Source organism: Streptomyces sp. NBC_00252, from assembly GCF_036187565.1.
Taxonomy (GTDB): Bacteria; Actinomycetota; Actinomycetes; order Streptomycetales; family Streptomycetaceae; genus Streptomyces.
Window position 1 is genome coordinate 4,715,979 of record NZ_CP108087.1, and the last position, 20,922, is coordinate 4,736,900.

General features: G+C 71.1%; 20 protein-coding genes. 8 read left to right on the forward strand and 12 right to left on the reverse strand.

The window, feature by feature from the left end; translation table 11 throughout:
• Nucleotides 1-120: 120 nt before the first annotated feature.
• The 3 genes from thpR to OHT77_RS20460 form a co-directional block, all read right to left on the reverse strand.
• The gene (gene thpR / locus OHT77_RS20450; protein WP_328829995.1) at nt 121-693 is read right to left on the reverse strand and encodes an RNA 2',3'-cyclic phosphodiesterase; all 573 of its coding nucleotides are present in this window, start codon (nt 691-693) and stop codon (nt 121-123) included.
• Between the two features lie 155 nt (nt 694-848).
• Nucleotides 849-2,120: an MFS transporter gene (locus OHT77_RS20455; protein ID WP_266771223.1), complete on the reverse strand. Its 1,272-nt coding sequence runs from the start codon at nt 2,118-2,120 to the stop codon at nt 849-851.
• A 124-nt stretch (nt 2,121-2,244) separates the two neighbouring features.
• Entirely contained in the window at nt 2,245-2,682 is a 438-nt protein-coding gene (locus tag OHT77_RS20460) for a MarR family winged helix-turn-helix transcriptional regulator (RefSeq protein ID WP_026150457.1), read from the reverse strand.
• A 148-nt stretch (nt 2,683-2,830) separates the two neighbouring features.
• Between OHT77_RS20460 and OHT77_RS20465 the strand changes: the two genes are divergently transcribed.
• Nucleotides 2,831-3,019 (forward strand): ribbon-helix-helix protein, CopG family, encoded by a 189-nt coding sequence (locus OHT77_RS20465; RefSeq protein ID WP_328834289.1) that lies wholly within the window; start codon nt 2,831-2,833, stop codon nt 3,017-3,019.
• A 19-nt stretch (nt 3,020-3,038) separates the two neighbouring features.
• On the opposite strand, the gene OHT77_RS20470 is transcribed toward OHT77_RS20465, so the two are convergent.
• Nucleotides 3,039-4,433, reverse strand: coding sequence for an NCS2 family permease (locus OHT77_RS20470; protein WP_328829996.1), 1,395 nt, complete (start codon nt 4,431-4,433; stop codon nt 3,039-3,041).
• 132 nt (nt 4,434-4,565) lie between these two features.
• Between OHT77_RS20470 and OHT77_RS20475 the strand changes: the two genes are divergently transcribed.
• Both OHT77_RS20475 and OHT77_RS20480 read left to right on the forward strand, forming a co-directional pair.
• Entirely contained in the window at nt 4,566-4,847 is a 282-nt protein-coding gene (locus OHT77_RS20475; protein WP_328829998.1) for a DUF2530 domain-containing protein, read from the forward strand.
• Between the two features lie 113 nt (nt 4,848-4,960).
• Nucleotides 4,961-7,357 carry an HAD-IC family P-type ATPase gene (locus OHT77_RS20480; RefSeq protein WP_328829999.1) on the forward strand — a complete coding sequence of 799 codons (2,397 nt, stop codon included), beginning with the start codon at nt 4,961-4,963 and terminating at the stop codon, nt 7,355-7,357.
• 111 nt (nt 7,358-7,468) lie between these two features.
• Here the strand turns inward: OHT77_RS20480 and OHT77_RS20485 are convergent, their stop codons facing one another.
• The 5 genes from OHT77_RS20485 to OHT77_RS20505 form a co-directional block, all read right to left on the reverse strand.
• On the reverse strand, nt 7,469-8,320 hold the full coding sequence (locus OHT77_RS20485) for a hypothetical protein (protein WP_328830001.1): 852 nt from the start codon (nt 8,318-8,320) through the stop codon (nt 7,469-7,471).
• A 217-nt stretch (nt 8,321-8,537) separates the two neighbouring features.
• Nucleotides 8,538-9,317 (reverse strand): calcium-binding protein, encoded by a 780-nt coding sequence (locus tag OHT77_RS20490; RefSeq protein ID WP_328830002.1) that lies wholly within the window; start codon nt 9,315-9,317, stop codon nt 8,538-8,540.
• 125 nt (nt 9,318-9,442) lie between these two features.
• Complete coding sequence (locus tag OHT77_RS20495; RefSeq protein WP_328830003.1) at nt 9,443-12,568, reverse strand: sacsin N-terminal ATP-binding-like domain-containing protein; 3,126 nt, start codon at nt 12,566-12,568, stop codon at nt 9,443-9,445.
• A gap of 74 nt (nt 12,569-12,642) precedes the next feature.
• Complete coding sequence (locus OHT77_RS20500) at nt 12,643-13,197, reverse strand: Uma2 family endonuclease (protein ID WP_328830004.1); 555 nt, start codon at nt 13,195-13,197, stop codon at nt 12,643-12,645.
• Between the two features lie 37 nt (nt 13,198-13,234).
• On the reverse strand, nt 13,235-14,161 hold the full coding sequence (locus OHT77_RS20505) for a DUF3027 domain-containing protein (protein ID WP_328830005.1): 927 nt from the start codon (nt 14,159-14,161) through the stop codon (nt 13,235-13,237).
• Nucleotides 14,162-14,516: 355 nt separating this feature from the next.
• On the opposite strand from OHT77_RS20505, the gene OHT77_RS20510 reads away from it, so the two are divergent.
• The 4 genes from OHT77_RS20510 to OHT77_RS20525 all read left to right on the forward strand — a co-directional run bounded on the left by OHT77_RS20510 (nt 14,517) and on the right by OHT77_RS20525 (nt 18,003).
• Nucleotides 14,517-15,941 (forward strand): MFS transporter, encoded by a 1,425-nt coding sequence (locus OHT77_RS20510; protein ID WP_328830006.1) that lies wholly within the window; start codon nt 14,517-14,519, stop codon nt 15,939-15,941.
• Between the two features lie 73 nt (nt 15,942-16,014).
• The gene (locus OHT77_RS20515) at nt 16,015-16,479 is read left to right on the forward strand and encodes a DUF2771 domain-containing protein (protein WP_266771202.1); all 465 of its coding nucleotides are present in this window, start codon (nt 16,015-16,017) and stop codon (nt 16,477-16,479) included.
• Nucleotides 16,449-17,159 carry a futalosine hydrolase gene (locus tag OHT77_RS20520; RefSeq protein ID WP_328830007.1) on the forward strand — a complete coding sequence of 237 codons (711 nt, stop codon included), beginning with the start codon at nt 16,449-16,451 and terminating at the stop codon, nt 17,157-17,159. Before OHT77_RS20515 ends, OHT77_RS20520 begins: the two co-directional genes overlap by 31 nt.
• Nucleotides 17,143-18,003: a 1,4-dihydroxy-6-naphthoate synthase gene (locus tag OHT77_RS20525; protein WP_328830008.1), complete on the forward strand. Its 861-nt coding sequence runs from the start codon at nt 17,143-17,145 to the stop codon at nt 18,001-18,003. The genes OHT77_RS20520 and OHT77_RS20525 overlap by 17 nt, the downstream gene beginning before the upstream one ends.
• 162 nt (nt 18,004-18,165) lie before the next feature.
• Here OHT77_RS20525 and OHT77_RS20530 read toward each other — a convergent pair whose 3' ends face one another.
• Complete coding sequence (locus tag OHT77_RS20530) at nt 18,166-18,549, reverse strand: cold-shock protein (RefSeq protein ID WP_019057239.1); 384 nt, start codon at nt 18,547-18,549, stop codon at nt 18,166-18,168.
• 151 nt (nt 18,550-18,700) lie between these two features.
• Here OHT77_RS20530 and OHT77_RS20535 point away from each other — a divergent pair, with 151 nt between their 5' ends.
• On the forward strand, nt 18,701-18,949 hold the full coding sequence (locus OHT77_RS20535; RefSeq protein ID WP_019057238.1) for a hypothetical protein: 249 nt from the start codon (nt 18,701-18,703) through the stop codon (nt 18,947-18,949).
• Here the strand turns inward: OHT77_RS20535 and OHT77_RS20540 are convergent.
• The gene (locus tag OHT77_RS20540; RefSeq protein ID WP_443048073.1) at nt 18,928-19,572 is read right to left on the reverse strand and encodes an HAD family hydrolase; all 645 of its coding nucleotides are present in this window, start codon (nt 19,570-19,572) and stop codon (nt 18,928-18,930) included. The two genes, OHT77_RS20535 and OHT77_RS20540, sit on opposite strands and share 22 nt — an antisense overlap.
• A 60-nt stretch (nt 19,573-19,632) precedes the next feature.
• A complete protein-coding gene (locus OHT77_RS20545) occupies nt 19,633-20,622 on the reverse strand; it encodes a hypothetical protein (protein WP_328830010.1) in 990 nt (329 codons plus the stop codon).
• Nucleotides 20,623-20,922 lie beyond the last annotated feature (300 nt).

A 20,922-nucleotide genomic window follows, 5' to 3' on the forward strand; every position in this document is an offset into this window, starting at 1 on the left:
CCGTCCCCCGCGCCCCGCCCTCACTTCCCGAGGGCCGCCGCGAGCCCGACGACAACGAACAACAGCACAAGCACACCGGCCATGATCCGGTTCCGGGTTTTGGGGTCCACGTACCCGAGCCTAACCGCCCGCCCCCAGCACCCAGCGGCCGACCGCCTCGTACCGGGGTTGCGCGCCGGGCACACCCGACGTCGGCAGGTTGCTGCGCACGAGCACGAGCTCGCCCACCGTCCACGGCCGCCCGGCGAATCCGTCGAGCCGCTCGACGTACGGCCGCACGTCCACCGCCTCCCGGCTCCGCGCCACGGTCAGGTGCGCGCGATAACGCCGGTGCTCCCCCATCGCCACGCCCGCCTCCCGCGCCGCCCCCTCGCACCGGCCGGCGAGCAGCCGCAGCGCCTCGACGTCCCCCTCCACCCCGGCCCACAGCGCCCGCCCCTGCCCGAACTCGCCGCCCCCGCGCACGGCCAGCCCGAACGGCCCGGTCGCCCGCGCGGCCCGCTCCAGCCGGGCGGACAGTTCGGGTACGACGTCCTCGTCGACCTCGCCGTAGAAGGCGAGCGTGAAGTGCCACCCCGGCCGGCCGGTCCAGCGGAGCGTGTCCGCGCCCGGGAGGGTCTGCAACGCGTCGACGGCCGAGCCGAGTTGGGTCAGTACGTCCTCGGGTGGCAGGACTGCCGCGAAGAGTCTCATGGGGGCAGCCTTCCATCCCTCCCTCCTCACCGTGGGTGCCCCTGGCTCGACGCTCAAGGCGACCGAGGCGTTCATCGTCGGGCAGGACCGGTGGCCGGGACAGGTGTCGGCCCGGAGGGCGTGACACGCACACGCTCCGGGCCGGGCTCCACCTGTCAGGCGACCGTGGCCAGTTGTTCCCGCTCGCGGGGTACGAAGGCGACGCTCGGGTGGCCGTGGTTCCAGCCGAAGGACAGGCGCAGGTCGCCCATCCGGGCCAGGACCAGGCCGATCGTGGCGGCCGCGGCCGCCGCGATGACGCCGCCGAGGGCGAAGCTCACCCGGGGGCCGTAGGCGTCCGTGATCCAGCCGACGATGGGGGCGCCCAGCGGCGTACCCCCCATGAAGACCATCATGAACAGGGCCATGACGCGGCCGCGCATGGCCGGGTCGGTGCCCATCTGGACGGCGGTGTTGGCCGTGACGTTGACCGTCAGGCCGGCGATGCCGATCGGGATCATGAGCAGGGCGAACAGCCAGTAGGAGGGGGCCACCGCGGCCACTATCTCCAGCAGGCCGAAGGCCGCCGCCGCCGCGATCAGGACGCGGAGGCGGGTGGTGCCGCGGCGGGCGGCGAGCAGGGCGCCGATCAGGGAGCCGACCGCCATCAGGGTGTTGAAGAGGCTGTACCCGCCGGCGCCGGCGTGGAAGACGTCGTCCGCGTAGGCCGACAGCCACACCGGGAAGTTGAAGCCGAAGGTGCCGATGAAGCCGACGAGGACGATCGGCCAGATCAGGTCCGGGCGCTTGGCCACGTACTGGAGGCCCTCGCGGAGCTGGCCCTTGCCGCGCGGGGCGCGCTTGACGACCTTCAGGTCGCGGTTGCGCATCAGGAGCAGGCTGGCCAGCGGGGCCACGAAGGACAGGCCGTTGAAGAGGAACGCCCAGCCGGTGCCGACACCGGTGATCATGACGCCCGCGACGGCGGGGCCGACGAGGCGGGCGGACTGGAAGTTCGCCGAGTTCAGGCTGACCGCGTTCTGCAGTTGGTCGGGGCCGACCATCTCCGAGACGAAGGACTGCCGGGCCGGGTTGTCGACCACCGTGGCGAGACCGACGGCGAAGGCGGCGACGTAGACGTGCCAGACCTCGACGTGGCCCGAGAGGGTGAGAGCGGCGAGGGCGAGGCCGGTGAGGGCCATCGCGGACTGCGTGACGAGCAGGGTGGGCCGCTTGGGCAGCCGGTCGACGAGGACACCGCCGTAGAGCCCGAAGAGCAGCATCGGCAGGAACTGGAGGGCGGTCGTGATGCCTACGGCGGCGGAGGAGCCGGTGAGGCTGAGGACCAGCCAGTCCTGGGCGATGCGCTGCATCCAGGTGCCGGTGTTGGAGACGACCTGGCCGATGAAGAACAGGCGGTAGTTCCGGATCTTCAGCGAGCTGAACATCGAGGACTTGCCGGTGCTTCCGGCGGCATCAGGGGTGGGCGGGGAGTCGGGGGTGGCTGGCGCGGGGGCGGAGTCTGCTCCGGGTCCCGAACTCAAAAAAGTCGCCTCCTACAGAGAACGTGTATTACAGGTGTGCGAGTTTCTCCAGCACGGGGGCGGCGGCGACGATCTTCGCCCACTCGTCCTCGTCGAGGCCGTCGACCAGGCCGGCCAGGAACGCGTTGCGCTTGCGGCGGCTCTCTTCGAGCATCGCCTCGGCCTGGGGGGTCTTGGTGACGACCTTCTGGCGCCGGTCCTCGGGGTGCGGCTCCAGCTGGACCAGACCCTTCGCTTCGAGCAGCGCCACGATGCGGGTCATCGAGGGCGGCTGCACATGCTCCTTGCGAGCGAGCTCGCCAGGGGTCGCGCTGCCGCAGGTGGACAGGGTGCCGAGCACCGACATCTCGGTGGGGCTCAGTGACTCGTCGACCCGCTGGTGCTTGAGTCGACGGGACAACCGCATCACGGCTGATCGCAGGGAGTTCACAGCGGCAGCGTCGTCGCCATGGGTAAGGTCCGGCATGTTCTTTAGCGTAACTCATTACTCTCGCTAAAGACCAATGGCGACACGCCGGGATGCCCGTGACCCTGGCCACTGAACCCTTACGTCACCCATATGAGTGATGTCGACGCGGAACGTCCCGCGCCGTCCGGAGCCGCCCCGGACCCTCGTGTTCATGGGGACCAGCGTGCTCAGCCTGCGGATAGACGGGGAGCTGCTCGAACGGCTCCGCGACCATGCCTCGAAAAGGGGAATGAGCGTCCAGGACTATGTGGTCCAGACGCTCATCCGGGACGACTTCGACGAACGGTTCCAGACCGCCGTCGAGGAGACGGACAAGTTCTACGGCGTCACGTGACGGCCCGTAGAGGCGCGGATCAGGTCAGACCCAGCGCCGGCATCAGGTAGTAGAAGCCGAACACCGCCGCCACGACGTACATCGGCACCGGGACCTCCCGGCCCCGGCCCGCCACCAGCCGCAGCACCACGAACGTGATGAAGCCCATGCCGATGCCGTTGGTGATCGAGTAGGTGAACGGCATCATCAGCATCGTGATGAAGGCCGGGATCGCGATCGTGTAGTCGGCCCAGTCGATCTCCTTGACCGAGCCCGACAGGATCAGGAAGCCCACCGCGAGCAGCGCGGGGGTGGCCGCCTGGGACGGGACCATGGTGGCGATCGGCGTGAGGAACAGCGCGACGGCGAAGAGCGCGCCGGTGACGACGTTCGCGAAGCCGGTGCGCGCGCCCTCGCCGACGCCCGCCGTGGACTCCACGAAGCAGGTCGTCGCGGACGAGGAGCTGGCGCCGCCCGCCGCGACGGCGATGCCGTCGACGAAGAGGACCTTGTTGATGCCGGGCATGTTGCCCTCGCCGTCGGTCAGCTTGGCCTCGTCGCTGATGCCCATGATCGTGCCCATCGCGTCGAAGAAGCACGACAGCAGGACCGTGAAGACGAAGAGGATGCCGGTCAGCACGCCGACCTTGGAGAAGCCGCCGAACAGGCTGAACTTGCCGATCAGGCCGAAGTCCGGGGTGGCGACCGGGTTCCCGGGCCACTTCGGGGTGGTCAGGCCCCAGGAGGGGATCGTCGCGACCGCGTTCACGATCACCGCGAGGACCGTCATCGCGACGATGGAGATCAGGATCGCGCCGGGGACCTTGCGGACGATCAGCGCGAGGGTGAGCAGCACGCCGAGGATGAAGATGAGGACCGGCCAGCCGTTGAGGTGACCGTCACCGCCGAGCTGGAGCGGGACGGTGGTCTGGGCGGCGTCCGGGATGCGGGAGATGAACCCGGAGTCCACGAGCCCGATCAGCATGATGAACAGGCCGATACCGATCGAGATGGCCTTGCGCAGTCCGTAGGGCACCGCGTTCATCACGCGCTCGCGCAGCCCGGTGGCGACCAGCAGCATCACGACGAGACCGGCCAGCACGACCATGCCCATCGCGTCCGGCCACGACATCCGGGGCGCGAGCTGGAGGGCGACCACGGAGTTCACGCCGAGTCCGGCGGCCAGCGCGATCGGCACGTTGCCGATGACGCCCATCAGGATGGTGGTGAACGCGGCCGTCACGGCCGTCGCGGTGACCAGCTGGCCGTTGTCGAGGTGGTGCCCGTACATGTCCTTCGCGCTGCCCAGGATGATCGGGTTGAGCACGATGATGTACGCCATCGCGAAGAAGGTGGCGAAGCCGCCGCGGATCTCGCGGGGGAGCGAGCTGCCACGCTCGGAGATCTTGAAGTAACGGTCGAGCGCGGTCGGCATTGGAGGTTCCTACGAGCAGAAGTGGACAGACGGAAACCGTTTCAGTATGAACATATGAAGACGTCAGGCGCTATCTCCGCGCGTAGACACGCCGGGATCCCCGGACCTTGTGCCGCCTCGTAAGCTGGGGCCATGGCGAAGTGGACACCGACACACGAGGCACCGGAGCCCCTGGAGGGCCCGATCGTCCCGACCATCATCGGCGGCACGATCCTCTGGTTCGTCCTCTTCCTGGCCCAGCTCCCCTTCTACGGCTGGTTCGACGACCACGGCCATCTGTGGTGGCTGTGGACCTGCCTGGCCGGAAGCGGCCTCGGGCTGATCGGCATCTGGTACGTCCGGGGGCGCGACGCGGCGCTCAAGCGCATGGCGGCCGAGGCCGCTGCACAGGGCCCCGCTGCTGCTGCGGAGTGATGAGGCCCCTCTCCACCCGGGGCGTCAGCCCGCCCCGCCCGCCGTCCTCCCCTGGTCGGATCTTCCGGGCACTCGGCGGGTGAAGCCGTAAAACCGCACGTACCGTCGAATGCATGACGCACACCGACGCGGGCGCCGAACTCGATCCTGTGCACCCCGTGCCCATCCCGGCGGCGCGGGCGCGCGGGCTCTCCACCGCCGAGGTCGCCGAACGGGTGGCGCGCGGGGAGGTCAACGACGTCCCGGTGCGCAGCAGCCGCTCCCTGGCCGAGATCGTCCGCGCGAACGTCTTCACCCGGTTCAACGCGATCATCGGCGTGCTCTGGCTGATCATGCTGTTCGTCGCGCCGGTCCAGGACAGCCTGTTCGGGTACGTGATCATCGCCAACACCGGGATCGGTGTCTTCCAGGAGTGGCGGGCGAAGAAGACCCTCGACTCCCTCGCGGTGATCGGCGAGGCCAAGCCGACGGTACGGCGGGACGGGGCCGCCGTGGAGGTGAGCACCTCCGAGATCGTGCTCGGGGACCTCATCGAGATCGGGCCCGGTGACAAGGTCGTCGTCGACGGGGAGTGCGTCGAGGCCGACGGCCTGGAGATCGACGAGTCGCTGCTCACCGGCGAGGCGGACCCGGTCGTCAAGCGGCGCGGGGACCCGGTGATGTCGGGGAGTTTCGTGGTCGCCGGCGGCGGCGCGTTCGAGGCGACCAAGGTGGGGCGCGAGGCGTACGCGGCCCAACTCGCCGAGGAGGCCTCCCGGTTCACGCTCGTCCACTCCGAACTGCGCACCGGTATCTCCACGATCCTCAAGTACGTGACGTGGATGATGATCCCGACCGCGATCGGCCTGGTCATCAGCCAACTCGTCGTGAAACAGCACGGGTTCAAGGACTCCGTCGCGCGGACCGTCGGCGGGATCGTCCCGATGGTCCCCGAGGGGCTCGTCCTGCTCACCTCGGTGGCCTTCGCGATCGGCGTCATCCGGCTTGGCCGGAAACAGTGCCTGGTGCAGGAGTTGCCCGCCATCGAGGGGCTCGCCCGCGTCGACACGGTCTGCCTCGACAAGACCGGCACGCTCACCGAGGGCGGCATGGACGTCACCGAGCTGCGCCCGCTGGGCGGGGCCGACGAGGCGTACGTCCGCAAAGTCCTCGGCGCGCTCGGGGAGTCGGACCCGCGGCCGAACGCGTCGCTGCAGGCGATCATCAACGCCTATCCGGACAGCGGGGAATGGCGGTGCGTGGAGTCGCTGCCGTTCTCGTCGGCGCGGAAGTACAGCGGGGCGTCGTTCAGCGAGAGCGACGGGGAGACGAGCACGTGGCTGCTCGGGGCGCCGGACGTGCTGCTGGGCGACGACGACCCCGCGCTCGCGGAGACCGGGCGGCTGAACGAGCAGGGGCTACGGGTGCTGCTGCTGGCGCGGGTCTCGGGGGAACTGGACGATCCCGAGGTGGCGCGGGAGGCGTCGGCGACCGCGCTGGTGGTGCTGGAGCAGCGGCTGCGGCCCGACGCGGCGGAGACGCTGGCGTACTTCGCGGACCAGGATGTGCACGCGAAGGTCATCTCCGGGGACAACGCGGTGTCCGTCGGCGCGGTGGCCGGGAAGCTGGGGCTCACCGGGAAGGTCGTGGACGCCCGTCAACTCCCCGCCGATCAGGAGGAGATGGCGAAGTCCCTGGACGAGGGCACGGTGTTCGGGCGGGTCACTCCGCAGCAGAAGCGGGACATGGTGGCGGCGTTGCAGTCGCGCGGGCACACCGTCGCGATGACCGGGGACGGGGTGAACGACGTCCTCGCCCTCAAGGACGCCGACATCGGGGTCTCCATGGGGTCCGGGTCCGAGGCGACTCGGGCGGTCGCGCAGATCGTGCTGCTCAACAACAGCTTCGCCACGCTGCCTTCGGTGGTGGCGGAGGGGCGGCGGGTGATCGGGAACATCACCCGGGTGGCGACGCTGTTCCTCGTGAAGACCGTGTACTCGGTGCTGCTGGCTGTGCTGGTGGTGTGCTGGCGGGTCGAATACCCGTTCCTGCCGCGGCACTTGACGCTGTTGTCCACGTTGACGATCGGGGTTCCGGCGTTCTTCCTTGCGCTGGCGCCGAACAAGGAGCGGGCGAAACCCCATTTCGTGCGGCGGGTGATGCGGTATTCGATTCCGGGTGGGGTGATCGCCGGGGCGGCGACCTTCGTCACGTATCTGATCGCCCGTCACCATTACGTGGGGAAGGGGTCGTTGGCCGCGGAGACGAGTGCGGCGACGTTGACCTTGTTCCTGATCTCCATGTGGGTGCTGGCGATCATCGCGCGGCCGTACACGTGGTGGCGGATTGCGCTGGTCGCGTCCATGGGGGCGGCGTTCGTCGTCGTGCTGATCGTGCCCTGGCTCCAGCACTTCTTCGCCCTGAAGCTGGTGGGGGTGACCATGCCGTGGATCGCTGTGGGGATCTCGGTGGTGGCGGGGGTGGTGCTGGAAGTGGTGTGGCGGCTGGTTGATCGGCGGGCGGTGGTGTGAGGGTTTTTCGGGTGCCGGCCGGTGGGGGCTGGTCGCGCAGTTCCCCGCGCCCCTTAAAAGCAGCTGCCCGCGACCCGGCTTCGGGGCGCGGGCAGCTGCTTTTGGCTGTCGTTACTTGACGTCCACGTAGTCGCCCGTGGCGTTGACCGGGGACGTGGTGGACGTGCCTGCGAAGGCGTAGCGGAAGTAGCCGTCGACCGTGGCCTTGACGGTGGTCTTGAGGCTGCCGTTGGTGGTGGTCTTGATGGTCTTGACCGTGGTGTACGTCGTGGAGTTCTTCTTGCGGAACTGGAGCTTCACCGGCTGGGTGGAGTAGCCGGCGTAGGTGTTGGTCTCCCAGTTCGCGCGGGTCAGCTTGCCGGTGACCGTGATGGTCTTGCCCTTCTTGACGGGCTCCGGGGCGGCGTTGACGGTGAGCTTGGCCAGGCGGGTCACCGGGACGTTGCCCTGGTCGCCCTGGGTCTTGAGGGCGCCGTCGGCGGTGATGGCGAGGCCGCCCGCCTTCCAGGTGCCGGCGTCGGCGTTCGCCACGTCGCCGTCGGACGGGCGGACGTAGATGGTGCCCTTGCAGTTCAGGACGGTCGTCGAGGCGGCGGTGCAGGTGCCCGGGTCGTCGCTGATGAGCTCGTTGGTCGGGGTGGTGACCGAGGAGCCGCGGTAGATGAGCGGGCCGCTGGCGAAGTTGTCGGCGCTGACGTCGAGGCTCGCGGCGTGCGTCACGGTGTAGGTGACCGGGATGGCGACCTTCGCGGTGGCGCCCACGACGACGGCCTTGCCGCTGTTGACCTTCACCTTGGAGAAGGTGACGTTGAGCGTGGCGGCGGCGGTCGCGGGGCCGTCGGCGGTGGCGGCGCCGAACGCGGCCTTGCCGGACGGGGCGTCGGCGGCCTGCGCGGCCGGTACGGCGAAGGCGGAGAGAACCAGGGCGCCGGAGACGGCGGCCACGGTGGCGCGTATGCGCATGCGTTCCCCAAGTGGAGAAAGGGGGCCCCGACGCGCTGGTCGTTCCATACGGCTCGTCGTCTGCGCCGGGGCCCAAGTGATGGCGGAGCCTGTTGGCTCACGTCATCTGATCTGCGACGGGTGGTGAGGGTTGTACGCCTGAGGCAGATTTTGTACGGGGATTGCGAAGTCCTGGTGGAGAGTGGGGATTCCGCCCTCCACCAGGACCGGGGACGGCTTACTTCACGTCGATGAAGTCACCCGTGGCGTTGACCGCCGGGGTGGTCGAGGTGCCCGCGAAGCTGTAGCGGAAGTAGCCGTCGACCGTCGCCTTGACGGTGGTCTTCAGGCTGCCGTTGGAGCTGGTCTTGATGGTCTTGACCGTGGTGTAGGTGCTGGAGCTCTTCTTGCGGAACTGGAGCTTGACCGGCTGGGTCGAGTAGCCGGAGTACGTGCCGGCGTCCCAGTTCGCGCGGGTCAGCTTGCCGCTGACCGTGATGGTCTTGCCCTTCTTCACGGGCTCCGGGGCGGCGTCCGCCGTGAGCTTGGACAGGCGCTGGACCTGGAAGGTCTTGGCGTTGTCCTTCTGGACGTAGTCGTTGTCCTTGCCCGTGGCGATCGCCCAGACCTTCCAGCTGCCGGCCGCGAAGTTGAAGGCGTTCTCGCCCGACTGCAGGTCGAAGGTCGACTTGCAGGTCGAGGTCGTGGCGTTGACCTTGGTGCAGGTGGCGCGGTTGTTGCTGCTGTTGGCGACCGCACCGGTGTCGGAGGAGTCGATGGTGGCACCGTGGTACAGAATCGCCTGCGCCCAGCCGACGCCGGAGGCGTCCTTGGCGGTGAAGCTGACGGTGATGGTCTTCTTCGCGGTCGCCGCGACGACGACCGGCTTACTGCCATTCACCACGACGCCCGAGATCGTGGTGTCCCCGTGGACCTCGTCGGCCTGTGCGGCAGGTACGGCGAGGGCCGAGAGGGCCAGGGCGCCGGTGAGGACGCCGAGGGTGGCACGCATGCGCATGGATTCCCCAGTTACAGAAGTGGTCGTGGAGCCAGTCGGCCCGGACGATCAGATGCGCGACGGAAGGGAATGGTTGTACGACTCGTAGAAGATTTCCGCGAGAGTCGTGAAGATCACGCCCCGGCTCAGTCGAACCACCGGTCCCGAGCCAGCTCCCCCGTCCTGGACGGGTCCTCCAGCAGCGCCGCCACCTCGAACCGCCGGGGCCACTGCCCCGCCGCCCAGGCGAGTCCTGCGGCGACGCCCTCCAGGGTGGAGGCGTGCAGGACGCCGTCCCGGTTGCGGCGCCAGTCGATCTCGGTGCCGTCCACGACGAGTTCGTCGTGTTCGACGTAGGTCGCGGGAGTGAGCGGGCCGAGGAGGACGCGGACGGAGTCCGGTACGTCGTGTTCGGTGCCCTCGGAGGTGACCTCGCCGGTGACCGACTCGCTGAGGCGGCGGACCTGGAAGAGGTCGGCCAGTTCGGCGGCGCGGGACGGGCGGACGGGGAGGAGGGGGACGCCGGTGGTGAAGGGGAGCAGGTCGGGTGAGTCGACGACCACGGCGTCGGCCGCGTCCACGACCGTGACCTCGCCGTCGACGACGGCCCGCAGGTCGTCCGGGAGGGTCACCTGTTCCGGGTCGAGGTCGGCCAACGCGCTGTACAGGGCGTGCAGTTGGGCGCCGGTGACCTCGCGTTCGGGGTCGGCGAGGCGGTCGAGGAGTTCGGCGGCGCCGCCGGGCTCGTCGAGGAGGGCGGCGACCGAGGTGCGGACGCCGAGGGCCCGGAGCACCTGTTCGTCGTCGAAGCCGGTCGCGTCGGCCTCGTCGTAGAGACCGCGCAGGAGCGGGTCGCCGCCGGCCGCGAGCAGGCCCGCCGGGCGGCGGCCGTCAAGGACCGGGTGGCCGCGCAGCCACCAGGCCGTGTACGGGCGTACGACCTCGTGCGTGCCGTCGGGCAGCAGGATGCGGACCTGCTGGGTGATCGCGTCGCGGAGCGGGGGCTGCGCGAGGAGGGCGAGGGCCTGGGGCCAGCGGTCGTCGTCGACGAGGTCCAGGTCGCGGACGGCGACCAGTTCGGTGGCGACGGGGGGTACGGGGGTGTCCGGGAAGCGGTCGAGGACGTCCTCCGACCACACGTCTACGGAGTCCAGCAGGCCCGGGTCGTCGGGTTCCGCGAAGTCGCTGTCGCGGGGCTCCAGTTCGTCCGGGTCGAGGACCACGTCGGTGGCACGGACGAGGGCGAAGGTGGCGAGGACTCCGCAGGCGGCGAGCGGCTGTTCGCCCCAGCGGTCGGCCAACTCGGCGTCGACGAAGGCGAGTTCGTCCTCCCGCATGACCTGCGCGAACGGGCTGCCGGGCAGCACCAGTTCACCGGCGGGGGCGAGTTCGCCGTCCTCGTCGGGCAGGGCGAGGGCGCCGAGCCAGGGTTCGTCACCGGGTTCGAGGCCCGCGTCCCGGACCAGGGCGAGCACGGTGTCCGCCAACTCGTCGCTGTCCGGGGCGACTTCGTCCCACATGGCGCCGCCCTCCTCGTCGAGGGAGGCGGCCACGGCGGCCCGTACCTGGGGAGTGGTGAGGACCGCGCGGGGGGTCGCGGGCAGGGCGCCGAGCTTCTCCAAGAGGGGGTGCGCGGCGTCCGGGTGGGCGACCTTGAGGCCGAGGCGGGCGAGGACCTCGGGCTCCACCTGGGCGGAGTCGGGGGTGGGGAGGAGGACCTGGCGCGGCCCGATCGTCGTCCTGCCGTCGGCGAGCGGCACGGGCAGTCCGGTGAGCCGGTCGGGGTCGACGCCCGCGAGGCTGTCGTAGAGCCGCCGCCACCACTCCGGGTCCTTCTCCAGGCCGGCCAGCCGGTCGACGGCGTCGGTGAGGGGGACGCGGGCGACGCCCAACGTCCGTAGTTCCACGCGTCGTTCGAGACCGGCGGGCAGGATCGTGGGGAGCACCTCGGCGAGGACGCGTACGGTGTCGGCGCCCGCGCCCTCGACGACCTCGGCGTCCCGGGGCCGGAGCGCCTCGGGCAACTCCGTGTCGTCGGCGGCGGGTTCGAGGGCGGGCGGGAGGAAGGAGGTGCGCGGCAGGCGCGCCAGGATCGCCTGGCGCAGGGTGCCGTCCAGCTCCCCCTTGCCCAGTGGGCCAGGCACGAGGTCGATGATGCCGGCGGTCACCGGCCGCCAGGCGGCGAGGAGTTCGACGTAGGCGTCCGCCGCGCGCTCCACCACGAAGTCGGTGAGCGGGCCGGGCGCGGCGTGGCGGCGGGTGGTGTCGAGGGGCAGCGAGGCGATCAACAGGGCCGGTACGCCCAGGGGTTCGTCGCTGGGGGTGGGCGCGTGCACGACGGGGCTGGTGCGGGGGCGGGCGGGTGTTCCGTCCTCGTCGACGGGCACGGCCCAGGTGACGGACCAGTAGGGCCGCAGCCGTTCCTCGACGGGCCGGTCGACGAGCAGGTCCTTGGCGAGTTCCCCGTGCGCGGCGACGGTGCGCCAGCGGGTGCTGCCGTCCCGGCTGTCGTCCACGACGGTGTCGGTGCGGTCGGTGCGGCGGGTGAGGGTGCGGGGTGCCTGGTCGCCGACCTCGACCACGACCTCCGTGAGCCCGGGGAGCGCGAGCAGGAGAGCGTCGTCCACGGCGCCGAGGAGGCGCTCGGCGAGGTCCTCGGCGGCGGTGTCGCGCAGGGGGAGGATGACGACGGTGTCGTAGGAGTCGGGGGCGGTGCCCTCGGCGGCGAACGGGAGGCGCAGCAGCGGGATGTGGCCGTCGCGGCGGCGGATCTCGGTGCCGAGGCCCGGGCTGTGCCGGGCGGTGTCGTCGGCGAGGGTGCGGGCCTCGGCGAGGGACCAGCGGACGCCGCCGTGGCGGCCGACGACGGCGGGTTCGTCGGTGACGGCGACGACGGCGGCGAAGCCCACGCCGAACCGTCCGACGGCGCTGTCACCGGCGTCGCGCTTCGCGGAGGCGCGGAGGGTGGCGAGGGATTCGACACCGGTGGCGTCGAGGGGGGCGCCGGTGTTGGCGGCGCACAGCACGCCGTCGCGGAGGGTGAGCCGCAGCCGGCCGGCCACGCCCGCGCGGGCGGCGGCGTCGGCGGCGTTCTGCGCGAGCTCGACGACGAGCCGGTCCCGGTACCCGCCGAGGACGAGGTCCTCCTCGGCGTTGGCGTCCTCCCGGAACCGGGCCGGGCTGGTCGCCCAGGCATCGAGCACCCCACGCCGCAGACGGGCGGTCCCGAACGGGTCGGCACCCTCGGCAGCGGGCCGCACGAACTTACTCACGTACGTTCACTCTCCTCATCGACGTCGCGACGAAGGTACCGCGCGTCGATGCCCGTCCGTCCCGCCCGCCCCCGTCAGCGAGCGCCCGCCTCGGGCTCCGGAAGAGGGAGTTGGTCGAGGTCGAGGGTGAAGGTGCGGCCGTCGGCCAGCGGGATGGGGAGCTTGCCGGTGCCGTACTTGTGAGTGTGCGCAGCGATGTAGCCCGTGCCGGTCGGCTGGGTGTGGAGGACCACTTCCCGCGCGTAGGGGTCCACGACCAGGTAGACGGGGATGCCGTAGCGACCGTACTTCGCGGTGCAGTCGTCGTAGTCCTTGCGGACGGACGAGGTCGAGACGACCTCGGAGATCAGCAGGACGTCCTCGAAGCTGTAGCGCGCGCCATCACGGCGGGCGTCCTCGCGCAGGATGGCGAAGTCGGGGGCGGAGTTCTCGTCGGCTGGGAAATCGATATACACGTCGGAGGCGACCTTCGCGTGACGGCCGAGGGAGAGCGAGTCGATCTGCATCGACCGGATGGTGCTGGAGTGCTCGAAACTCCGCGGCGTCAAGATGATCTTCCCGTCGATTCCGAAGAAAACCACGTGTCCTTCGGGGAACTCGGTACGCGCAATCGTCGAGTCGATGCTCATGGCGCTGCTCCTTCCCGTCTGCCGTCAGAATACGGCCCTACGAGTGCCCCAGCTCCGCCGATTCCGGGTCCGCCCCCACCGGCACCGACCCCGAGTCCGGCGAAGGGCGCAGGGGGAACGGGTCGACCACCGTCTCGTCGATCACGTGGGCCGGGGGCTGGGGCGGTTTGGGCATGACGGCTGCCTCCGAGTGGCCGCCGCAGCCGTAGGCCAGGGAGACGACGTGGCCGTCCGCCGGGGAGAACTCGTTGGCGCAGACGCCGAAGGCCTGGCCGAGGGAGCCGCCGATGGCGACGAGGAAGCCGCAGCTGACGCAGGCCGCCGGGGCCGCCTGGGCCATCGGGGTCTTCGGGCCGAAGCCGTCCTCCCAGCGGTCGGCGGCGACATGGAGGCCGTAACGGGAGAGGACGCGGGCGCGGCGGATGCCCAGTTCCTCGGCGACCGCGGCGATCGAGCCGCGGGTCGGCACGACGGGCAGGGCCGACGGCGCTCCCGCCGTCACCTCCGCGTCCTCCGCCTCGACCAGTTCCGCCATCTCCTCGGAGACGGCGGAGTTCGGCGGGGGCTCGTCCTCGCCGGTGTAGCCGGGCTCCAGGCGGAGGTCCTCCGCGTCCGTGGGGAGCAGATCGCCGGGGCCCATGTCGCCGGGGCGGAGGCGCTCGCTCCACGGGACCCATTCGGGGGCCAGGAGGGAGTCGGGGCCGGGCAGCAGCACGACCTCGTCGAGCGTCACCAGCTTCGCGCGGGACGCCCTGGCGACCGTCACCGCCCAGCGCCAGCCCCGGTAGCCGAACTCCTTGCACTCGAAGAAGTGCGTGACCACCCGGTCGCCGTCGGCTTCGAAGCCGGCATGCTCGCCGACCACGCCGGGCGCGGCAGCCTCCTCGGCTGCGGCACGGGCGAGGTCGACGGCCTCGGCGCACAGGCGGTCGGGGGTGCGGCTTCGCGTGGTCGCTGCGCTCACAGGTATCGCTTCTCTCCTACGCCGTCTCACGGGTGCGCCTGTTGCGGCGAAGGGAGCGGACGGAGCGGCTGAAAGACATGTACCAGGCCCTTGGGGGCACTGGTGAGAGGCCGCGTCGACGTCCGCACCCGATCGCGCTCGGGCACGCCTACACCATCCATTCTGCGGGATGGCCGAGAGGCGCGCGGCCGAGAACAATCGCCACGGCGCGCTACGCACGCTACCTTCTCCCGCGCCATGCGCCCACACCGACGGGCTCCCGGAGACCTGTGCGTCGGCTCGGAATCCACCCAAGTACGCCTCCATACGCGCGGTAACCGCGATACTCGCGCCGTTCTCGGGGCACTATGACGGGGTGGCAGCCGCGAGGTCGCCCCAAGGTGCCACCGGTGTCGGTGGCACGAAGGGGAACATCCGAGGTGGCGGTTCGGGCCGGATGAGCGGTTCCGTCCGCGCGATGGGTCGTGCCCTGCACTTCCCCGTCACCGGTACCGCCCGCGGCATCCGCAAGGCCACCCACGCGCACGGCGCGGGCGAGTCGGGCCTCGGCCGCCTCATCGAACTGCACGCGGTGAACGGCGCCGGCGACGTGATGATCACGGTCGCCCTCGCGTCCACCGTCTTCTTCTCCGTACCGACCGACGAGGCCCGGGGCCGGGTCGCCCTCTATCTCGCCATCACCATGGCGCCGTTCACCGTCCTGGCGCCGGTGATCGGCCCGCTCCTCGACAAACTCCCGCACGGCCGGCGCGCCGCGATGGCCGCCGCGATGCTCGCCCGCGCCCTCCTCGCACTGATCATCTCCGGCGCGGTCGCCAGCGGCAGCCTGGAGCTGTATCCGGCCGCGCTGGGCGCCCTGGTCGCCTCGAAGGCGTACGGCGTCGTCAGAAGCGCCGTGGTGCCCCGGCTGCTGCCACCCCGCATCTCCCTGGTGAAGGCCAACTCCAGAGTCACCCTCGCCGGCCTCCTCGCCACCGGCGTCGCCGCGCCCGTCGCCGGCGGCCTGCACGCCATCGGCGACCCCTGGCCGCTCTACGGCGCCTTCGTGATCTTCGTCGCGGGCACGGTCCTGTGTTTCTTCCTCGACCCCAAGGTCGACTCGGCCAAGGGCGAGGACACGGCGCTGCTCGCGGCCGACAAGGACCATCTGCACGGCCCGCACCCCAAGGAGGTCAAGCGGCCGGGGCTGCGCACGGTCGGCATCGCCGTCACCCACGCGCTGGGCGCCAACGCGGCGCTGCGCTGGCTCTCCGGGTTCCTGACCTTCTTCCTCGCGTTCCTGCTCCGCGAGCATCCGATGACCGGGCAGAGCGCGGCCGTGTCGCTGGGCATCGTCGCGGTCTCGGCGGGCGTGGGCAACGCGCTCGGTACGGCGGTCGGTTCCTGGCTGCGGCAACGCGCCCCGGAACTCATCATCGTGACCGTCGTCGCCCTCGTCCTGGGCGCCGCGATCACGGCCGCGATCTTCTTCGGCGCCGTACTCGTGGCCTGCCTCGCCGCCACCGCCGGGTTCTGCCAGGCGCTGGCCAAGCTGTCCCTGGACGCGCTGATCCAGCGGGACGTGCCCGAGCTGGTGCGCACCTCGGCGTTCGCCCGCTCCGAGACGATGCTCCAGATGGCCTGGGTGCTCGGCGGCGCGATCGGCATCGTCATGCCGCTGAACGGCACCCTCGGCTTCACCCTCGCCGCCGCCGTCATCGCCCTGGGCTGGCTGACCACCCTGCGCGGGCTGCTCGCCTCGGCCCGGCACGGCGGCAGCGGAAGCCCGCGAGTGGCCTAACCCGCGGCACCCGGCCCGGCACGCCGCACCCCAGGTGGGGGGAGGACTGGACGGGCCCGATAGCCTTCGCCCCATGACCATGCAATCCGCTGTGCGACGCCGCCGCGCCGTCGCCGCCGCCGGCGCCGTTTCCGCCGGACTGCTCGTCCTGTCGGCGTGCGACAAGCCGACGCCGATCTCGACGATCACCGTCGGGAGGAACTCGGTCCACACGGAAGCCACCTGCTACAACGACGGCGACGCGGTGAAGACCGCCGACCTGCCGAAGTGCCTGAAGGCCTCCACGTCGATCTCGGTGGACCCGGACGACACCGTGCGCTTCGGCGTCGACCCGAAGATCGCCGACAACGGCTGGACGATCCTGATGAACGGTCAGCCGCTGACCGACTCCAGCAAGAAGACGTACCGCACGATCCCCGGCAGCGTGTTCTTCAACACCCAGTACGGCGCGACCGGCAACTCGACCGTCGTCTCCATCAAGGAGGGCGACAAGACGGTCAAGGGCCTGTGGTCCTTCAAGTTCAAGAAGGACTCCTGACCACGTCCGCGTCCACACCGTCCTCCGCACGGATCCTCGTCGCCACCGCCGTCCCCGCCGAACGGGACGCGGTGGCACGGGCGTTCACCGGGGACAGCGTCGTCGATGTCATCGCCGCCGGGGTGGGCCCCGCCGCTGCCGCGGCCGCCACGGCCACCGCCCTCGCCGGCACCCCCTACGCCCTCGTCGTCTCCGCCGGGATCGCCGGCGGCTTCCAGCCCGAGGCGCCCGTCGGCTCCCTCGTGATCGCCGACGAGATCACCGTCGCCGACCTGGGCGCCGAGACCCCGGACGGCTTCCTGCCGGTCACCGAACTCGGCTTCGGCACCGTCACCCACCGTCCGCCGAATGCACTCGTACGAGAGCTCGCGGCCGCGACCGGCGCCCGCACCGGAGCGGTACTCACCGTCTCCACGGTGACCGGAACGGCCGCCCGCGCCGCCGAACTCCGCGCCCGCCACCCCCGTGCCCTCGCCGAGGCGATGGAGGGCTTCGGCGTGGCCGAGGCAGCCGCCGCCCACGGCGTCCCCGTCCTGGAACTGCGCGCGGTCTCCAACCCCGTCGGCCCGCGCGACCGCACCGCCTGGCGGATCGGCGACGCGCTCGCGGCACTCACGGCGGGATTCGGGAAGTCCGCGACCGTACTGGAGAGTTGGAACAGGCATGACCTCAGCCGCTGAACCCACCGAGCCCCTGCAGATCGCCTTCTCGCCCTGCCCGAACGACACGTTCGTCTTCGACGCCTGGGCGCACGGCCGGGTGCCGGGCGCGCCCGCGCTCGACGTGACCTTCGCGGACATCGACATCACCAACGGCATGGCCGAACGCGGTGAGTTGGACGCGCTGAAGGTGTCGTACGCCGTGCTGCCGTACGTGCTCGACGAGTACGCGCTGCTGCCGTGCGGGGGTGCGCTGGGCCGGGGCTGCGGGCCGCTGGTGCTCACCCGGGGGCCCGGGGACCTGACGGGCCGTACCGTCGCGGTGCCCAGTGAGCGGTCGACGGCGTATCTGCTGTTCCGGCTCTGGGCCGCGGACACGATTCCGGGCGGGGTCGGGGAGATCGTGGTCATGCCGTTCCACGAGATCATGCCGGCCGTGCGGGACGGGAAGGTCGACGCCGGACTCGTCATCCACGAGGCGCGCTTCACGTACCAGAACTACGGGCTGCACAAGCTCGCGGACATGGGCGAGCACTGGGAGGCCACGACCGGGCTGCCGATCCCGCTGGGCGCGATCATCGCCAAACGGTCGCTGGGCGCCGAGCGGTTGAACCTGCTCGCCGACTCGATCCGGGAGTCCGTCCGGGCCGCCTGGGCCGACCCCGAGGCCTCCCGGCCGTACGTCATGGAGCACGCCCAGGAGATGGACCCGGGCGTCGCCGACCAGCACATCGGGCTCTACGTCAACGAGTTCACCGCGGATCTCGGGGGCGACGGGTACGCGGCGATCCGGGGGCTGCTGACACGGGCGGCGGCCGAAGGGCTCGTGCCCGCGCTGGGACCGGACGCGCTCACGTTTCCCTGAGCTTCCCGGTGGCCCTGAACTGGTGGCGTCGTACCTGGGGGCTGCGCCCCCAGACCCCCATCGGCCCTGAAGGGGCCTCGTCCTCAAACGCCGGACGGGCTGCCCCATACCGGCCTGAGTCGAGAAGCCCCCTCACTCGGATCCGCTGAATCTCCCGGATATCTACACGTCCAACTGGTCCGCGACCGCCCGCAGCAGGCCCGCGATCTTCGCGCCCGCGGGCTTGTCGGGATAGCGGCCGCGTTCCAGCATCGGCGTGATGTTCTCGAGGAGGGTCGTCAAGTCCTGGACGATGGAGGCCAGTTCGTCCGGCTTCTTGCGCTGGGCCGCCGCCACCGACGGGGTCGGGTCGAGCAGAGTGACCGAGAGGGCCTGGTCGCCGCGCTGACCGGCGACGACCCCGAACTCCACGCGCTGTCCGGGCTTCAGGGCATCAACTCCGGCGGGCAGAACCGAGGAATGGACGAAGACGTCACCGCCGTCGTCACGGGAGAGAAAGCCGAAGCCCTTCTCGCTGTTGAACCACTTGACCTTGCCGGTAGGCACGTCTGTCCTCGTCCTCGTACTCGTCGGAAAACTGCTTCGGATAGCAGACCGGCGGGTCGTCGGGACCCGCCGGTACCAAGGCTAATGGTCTTCAGGCCGGTGACAAGACGTCGCCGGGTTGTTCCTTTGCGCAGGGAACTACCCTGGTCCAGTGCGCGACAAAACCCAAACGAATTCCGCCGCGGCCGGTGACCGACTCATCCGTGCCGGTGCCATCGTCTTTTTCCTCGGCGCGGTGGCCACACTCGTCACCGTGGTACCGCTGCTGCTCCACACGACGCCTTTTCCGACGTACATGTACCTCTTGAGCATGCTCATGGGCGTCGGATTCCTGCTCGCCGCCGGAGGCGTGCTCCAGTCGGTCGCCGCGGGCCGCCGTCAGGCGCGCGCCGGAAGGTAGTCCGAAAGCCACCGCGGGAACTCGGTGAGATCGCCGAGGACCACGTCCGCCCCGGCCGCCCGCAGTTCGTCGGCGTCGCACGGTCCGGTCGCCACCGCGACCGCGAGGGCCCCGGCGGTACGGGCGCCGCGCACGTCGCCGACATGGTCGCCGACGTAGACGCTCGCGCCCTCCTCCCGCAGCGCCTCCGCCTTCTGCTCGGCCCACAGGTTGCCGATCACCGCGTCGGCGTCGATACCGAGGTGCGCGAGGTGCAGCTTCGCGTTCGGCTCGTACTTCGCGGTGACGACGATCGCCCGCCCGCCGGCCGCCCGCACGGCCGCGATCGCCTCGGGGGCGCCGGGCATCGCGGGGGTCGCGGCGATGGCGAGCGACGGGTACATCTCGCGGTACAGGTCGGCCATGGCGGGCAGGTCGTCCGCCGGGAACCAGTTGATCAACTCGTCCGCGAGCGGCGGCCCGAGCCGGGTGACCGCCAGATCGGCGTCGATGTACGTCCCCGTCCGCTCCGCCAGCGCCACATAGCAGGCGTGAATGCCGGGCCGGGAGTCGATGAGGGTCATGTCGAGGTCGAAACCGACGGTCAGGGCGGGCGGGACGGAGTTCTGGGCGCGCGAGGTCATATGGGCCATTGTGCCCAGTCGCTACGACAATCCCACCGGGCCCCGTTGTCCGCTGCCGCCCTACCTCCGCCGCTGCGACCGCCACACCAGGAACAGCGCCGACGCCACCGCGGCCCCCCGGACCACCCACGGCCAGGTCTCGGAGATCGCGTCGTTCATGTGGCCCTGGGCGATGGGCGTGCCCCAGCGGCCGTCGTTGCGGCCCCACAGCCAGACGATCCCGGCCACGACGGCCGCCGTCGGCAGACCGATCACCGCCGCCTTGGTCTCGGCGTCGGACAGCCGCCGGGACGCGTACGCGATGAGCCAACCCAGCAGCAGGGCGAACCAGTTGCCGAGCACCGCGCCCACGACGAGCAGCGCGGCGGCGATCAGGAGCAGCGGGTTGGACCAGCGGCCGACGGGGAGCCGCGGGACCATGCGGCGCCGGCGGGCCGGGGTCTCCGGCACCTGCTCGATGACCGGCGCGACCACCGTCTCCGGTGCCTTCGCCGGCTCCTTCGGGGTCTCCTTCGGCGGCGGGGGCTTGAGGAGTTCGGGGATCTCGATCCCGCCGGTGAAGCCGGGCACGCTGTCGCCGAGCGCGAACCCGTTGCCGTTCTCCACCCGCCACCAGTCCGGCTGCAGCACGCTCGCGCCCAGCTCGGACGCGCTCGCGAGATGCGGCGCGGAGGGGCCGTCCTCGGGCTCGGCCGCGGGTGCGGCCTTGGTGAGGCGGGTACGCGGCAGCGGTACGACCCGGCGCAGTCCCTTGGGCCGTAGATCGTCCTCGTGGTCGCGTTGTACGGGGACGGAGGGCGTCGGCGCCCGGGGGACACCGGCGCCGGTGCCGGCCGCGGCGACGATCTCGTCCGGGGTGCCGAGGCCCTTGAGGATGCGCTGCACGGCGGCCGGTGTGTCGACGGTGGCCCCTGCCCGGCGCCGGTCGATCTCGTTGCGCAGCTCGGACACGAGCCGCATGCGCGTGACCGAGGGCAGCTGCCGTTGCTGCGCCACGTCACCGACGCGGCTCAGATACTCGTAGACGACCTGGTCGCTCTCGATACCCACGAAGTCCCCTCCGGGGCGGGTGCGTTGGATACCCCGCCGCAACGACCGTAGCGCAGGTCGCCCCTCCCGTCGGCCGCGCGTCGGGGGCGCACGGCGGGTCCGGGCGCGGGCGGGTACCGGTTGCGGGCGGATCGGGCGGGAGGTGGTCGGCGTCGGTGAGCGGGGTGTGCTCGGTGGCCGGGCGGGGAGACGATGCTGCCGCCGCGCGCAGGTGTCGGGGGGGGCGGAGGCGTCGGTCGCGTGGGGCCCCCGCCGTGCCCCGGGTGGGACGCCCTCGACCGCTCACCGACGGGCCGGTAC

Excerpts from the sequence above, each read along its gene's own strand:
- thpR (WP_328829995.1), bottom strand. The coding sequence starts at position 693 with ATGAGACTCTTCGCGGCAGTCCTGCCACCCGAGGACGTACTGACCCAA.
- OHT77_RS20455 (WP_266771223.1), bottom strand. The coding sequence starts at position 2,120 with ATGTTCAGCTCGCTGAAGATCCGGAACTACCGCCTGTTCTTCATCGGC.
- OHT77_RS20460 (WP_026150457.1), bottom strand. The coding sequence starts at position 2,682 with ATGCCGGACCTTACCCATGGCGACGACGCTGCCGCTGTGAACTCCCTG.
- OHT77_RS20470 (WP_328829996.1), bottom strand. The coding sequence starts at position 4,433 with ATGCCGACCGCGCTCGACCGTTACTTCAAGATCTCCGAGCGTGGCAGC.
- OHT77_RS20475 (WP_328829998.1), top strand. The coding sequence starts at position 4,566 with ATGGCGAAGTGGACACCGACACACGAGGCACCGGAGCCCCTGGAGGGC.
- OHT77_RS20480 (WP_328829999.1), top strand. The coding sequence starts at position 4,961 with ATGACGCACACCGACGCGGGCGCCGAACTCGATCCTGTGCACCCCGTG.
- OHT77_RS20485 (WP_328830001.1), bottom strand. The coding sequence starts at position 8,320 with ATGCGCATACGCGCCACCGTGGCCGCCGTCTCCGGCGCCCTGGTTCTC.
- OHT77_RS20490 (WP_328830002.1), bottom strand. The coding sequence starts at position 9,317 with ATGCGCATGCGTGCCACCCTCGGCGTCCTCACCGGCGCCCTGGCCCTC.
- OHT77_RS20500 (WP_328830004.1), bottom strand. The coding sequence starts at position 13,197 with ATGAGCATCGACTCGACGATTGCGCGTACCGAGTTCCCCGAAGGACAC.
- OHT77_RS20515 (WP_266771202.1), top strand. The coding sequence starts at position 16,015 with ATGACCATGCAATCCGCTGTGCGACGCCGCCGCGCCGTCGCCGCCGCC.
- OHT77_RS20525 (WP_328830008.1), top strand. The coding sequence starts at position 17,143 with ATGACCTCAGCCGCTGAACCCACCGAGCCCCTGCAGATCGCCTTCTCG.
- OHT77_RS20540 (WP_443048073.1), bottom strand. The coding sequence starts at position 19,572 with ATGACCTCGCGCGCCCAGAACTCCGTCCCGCCCGCCCTGACCGTCGGT.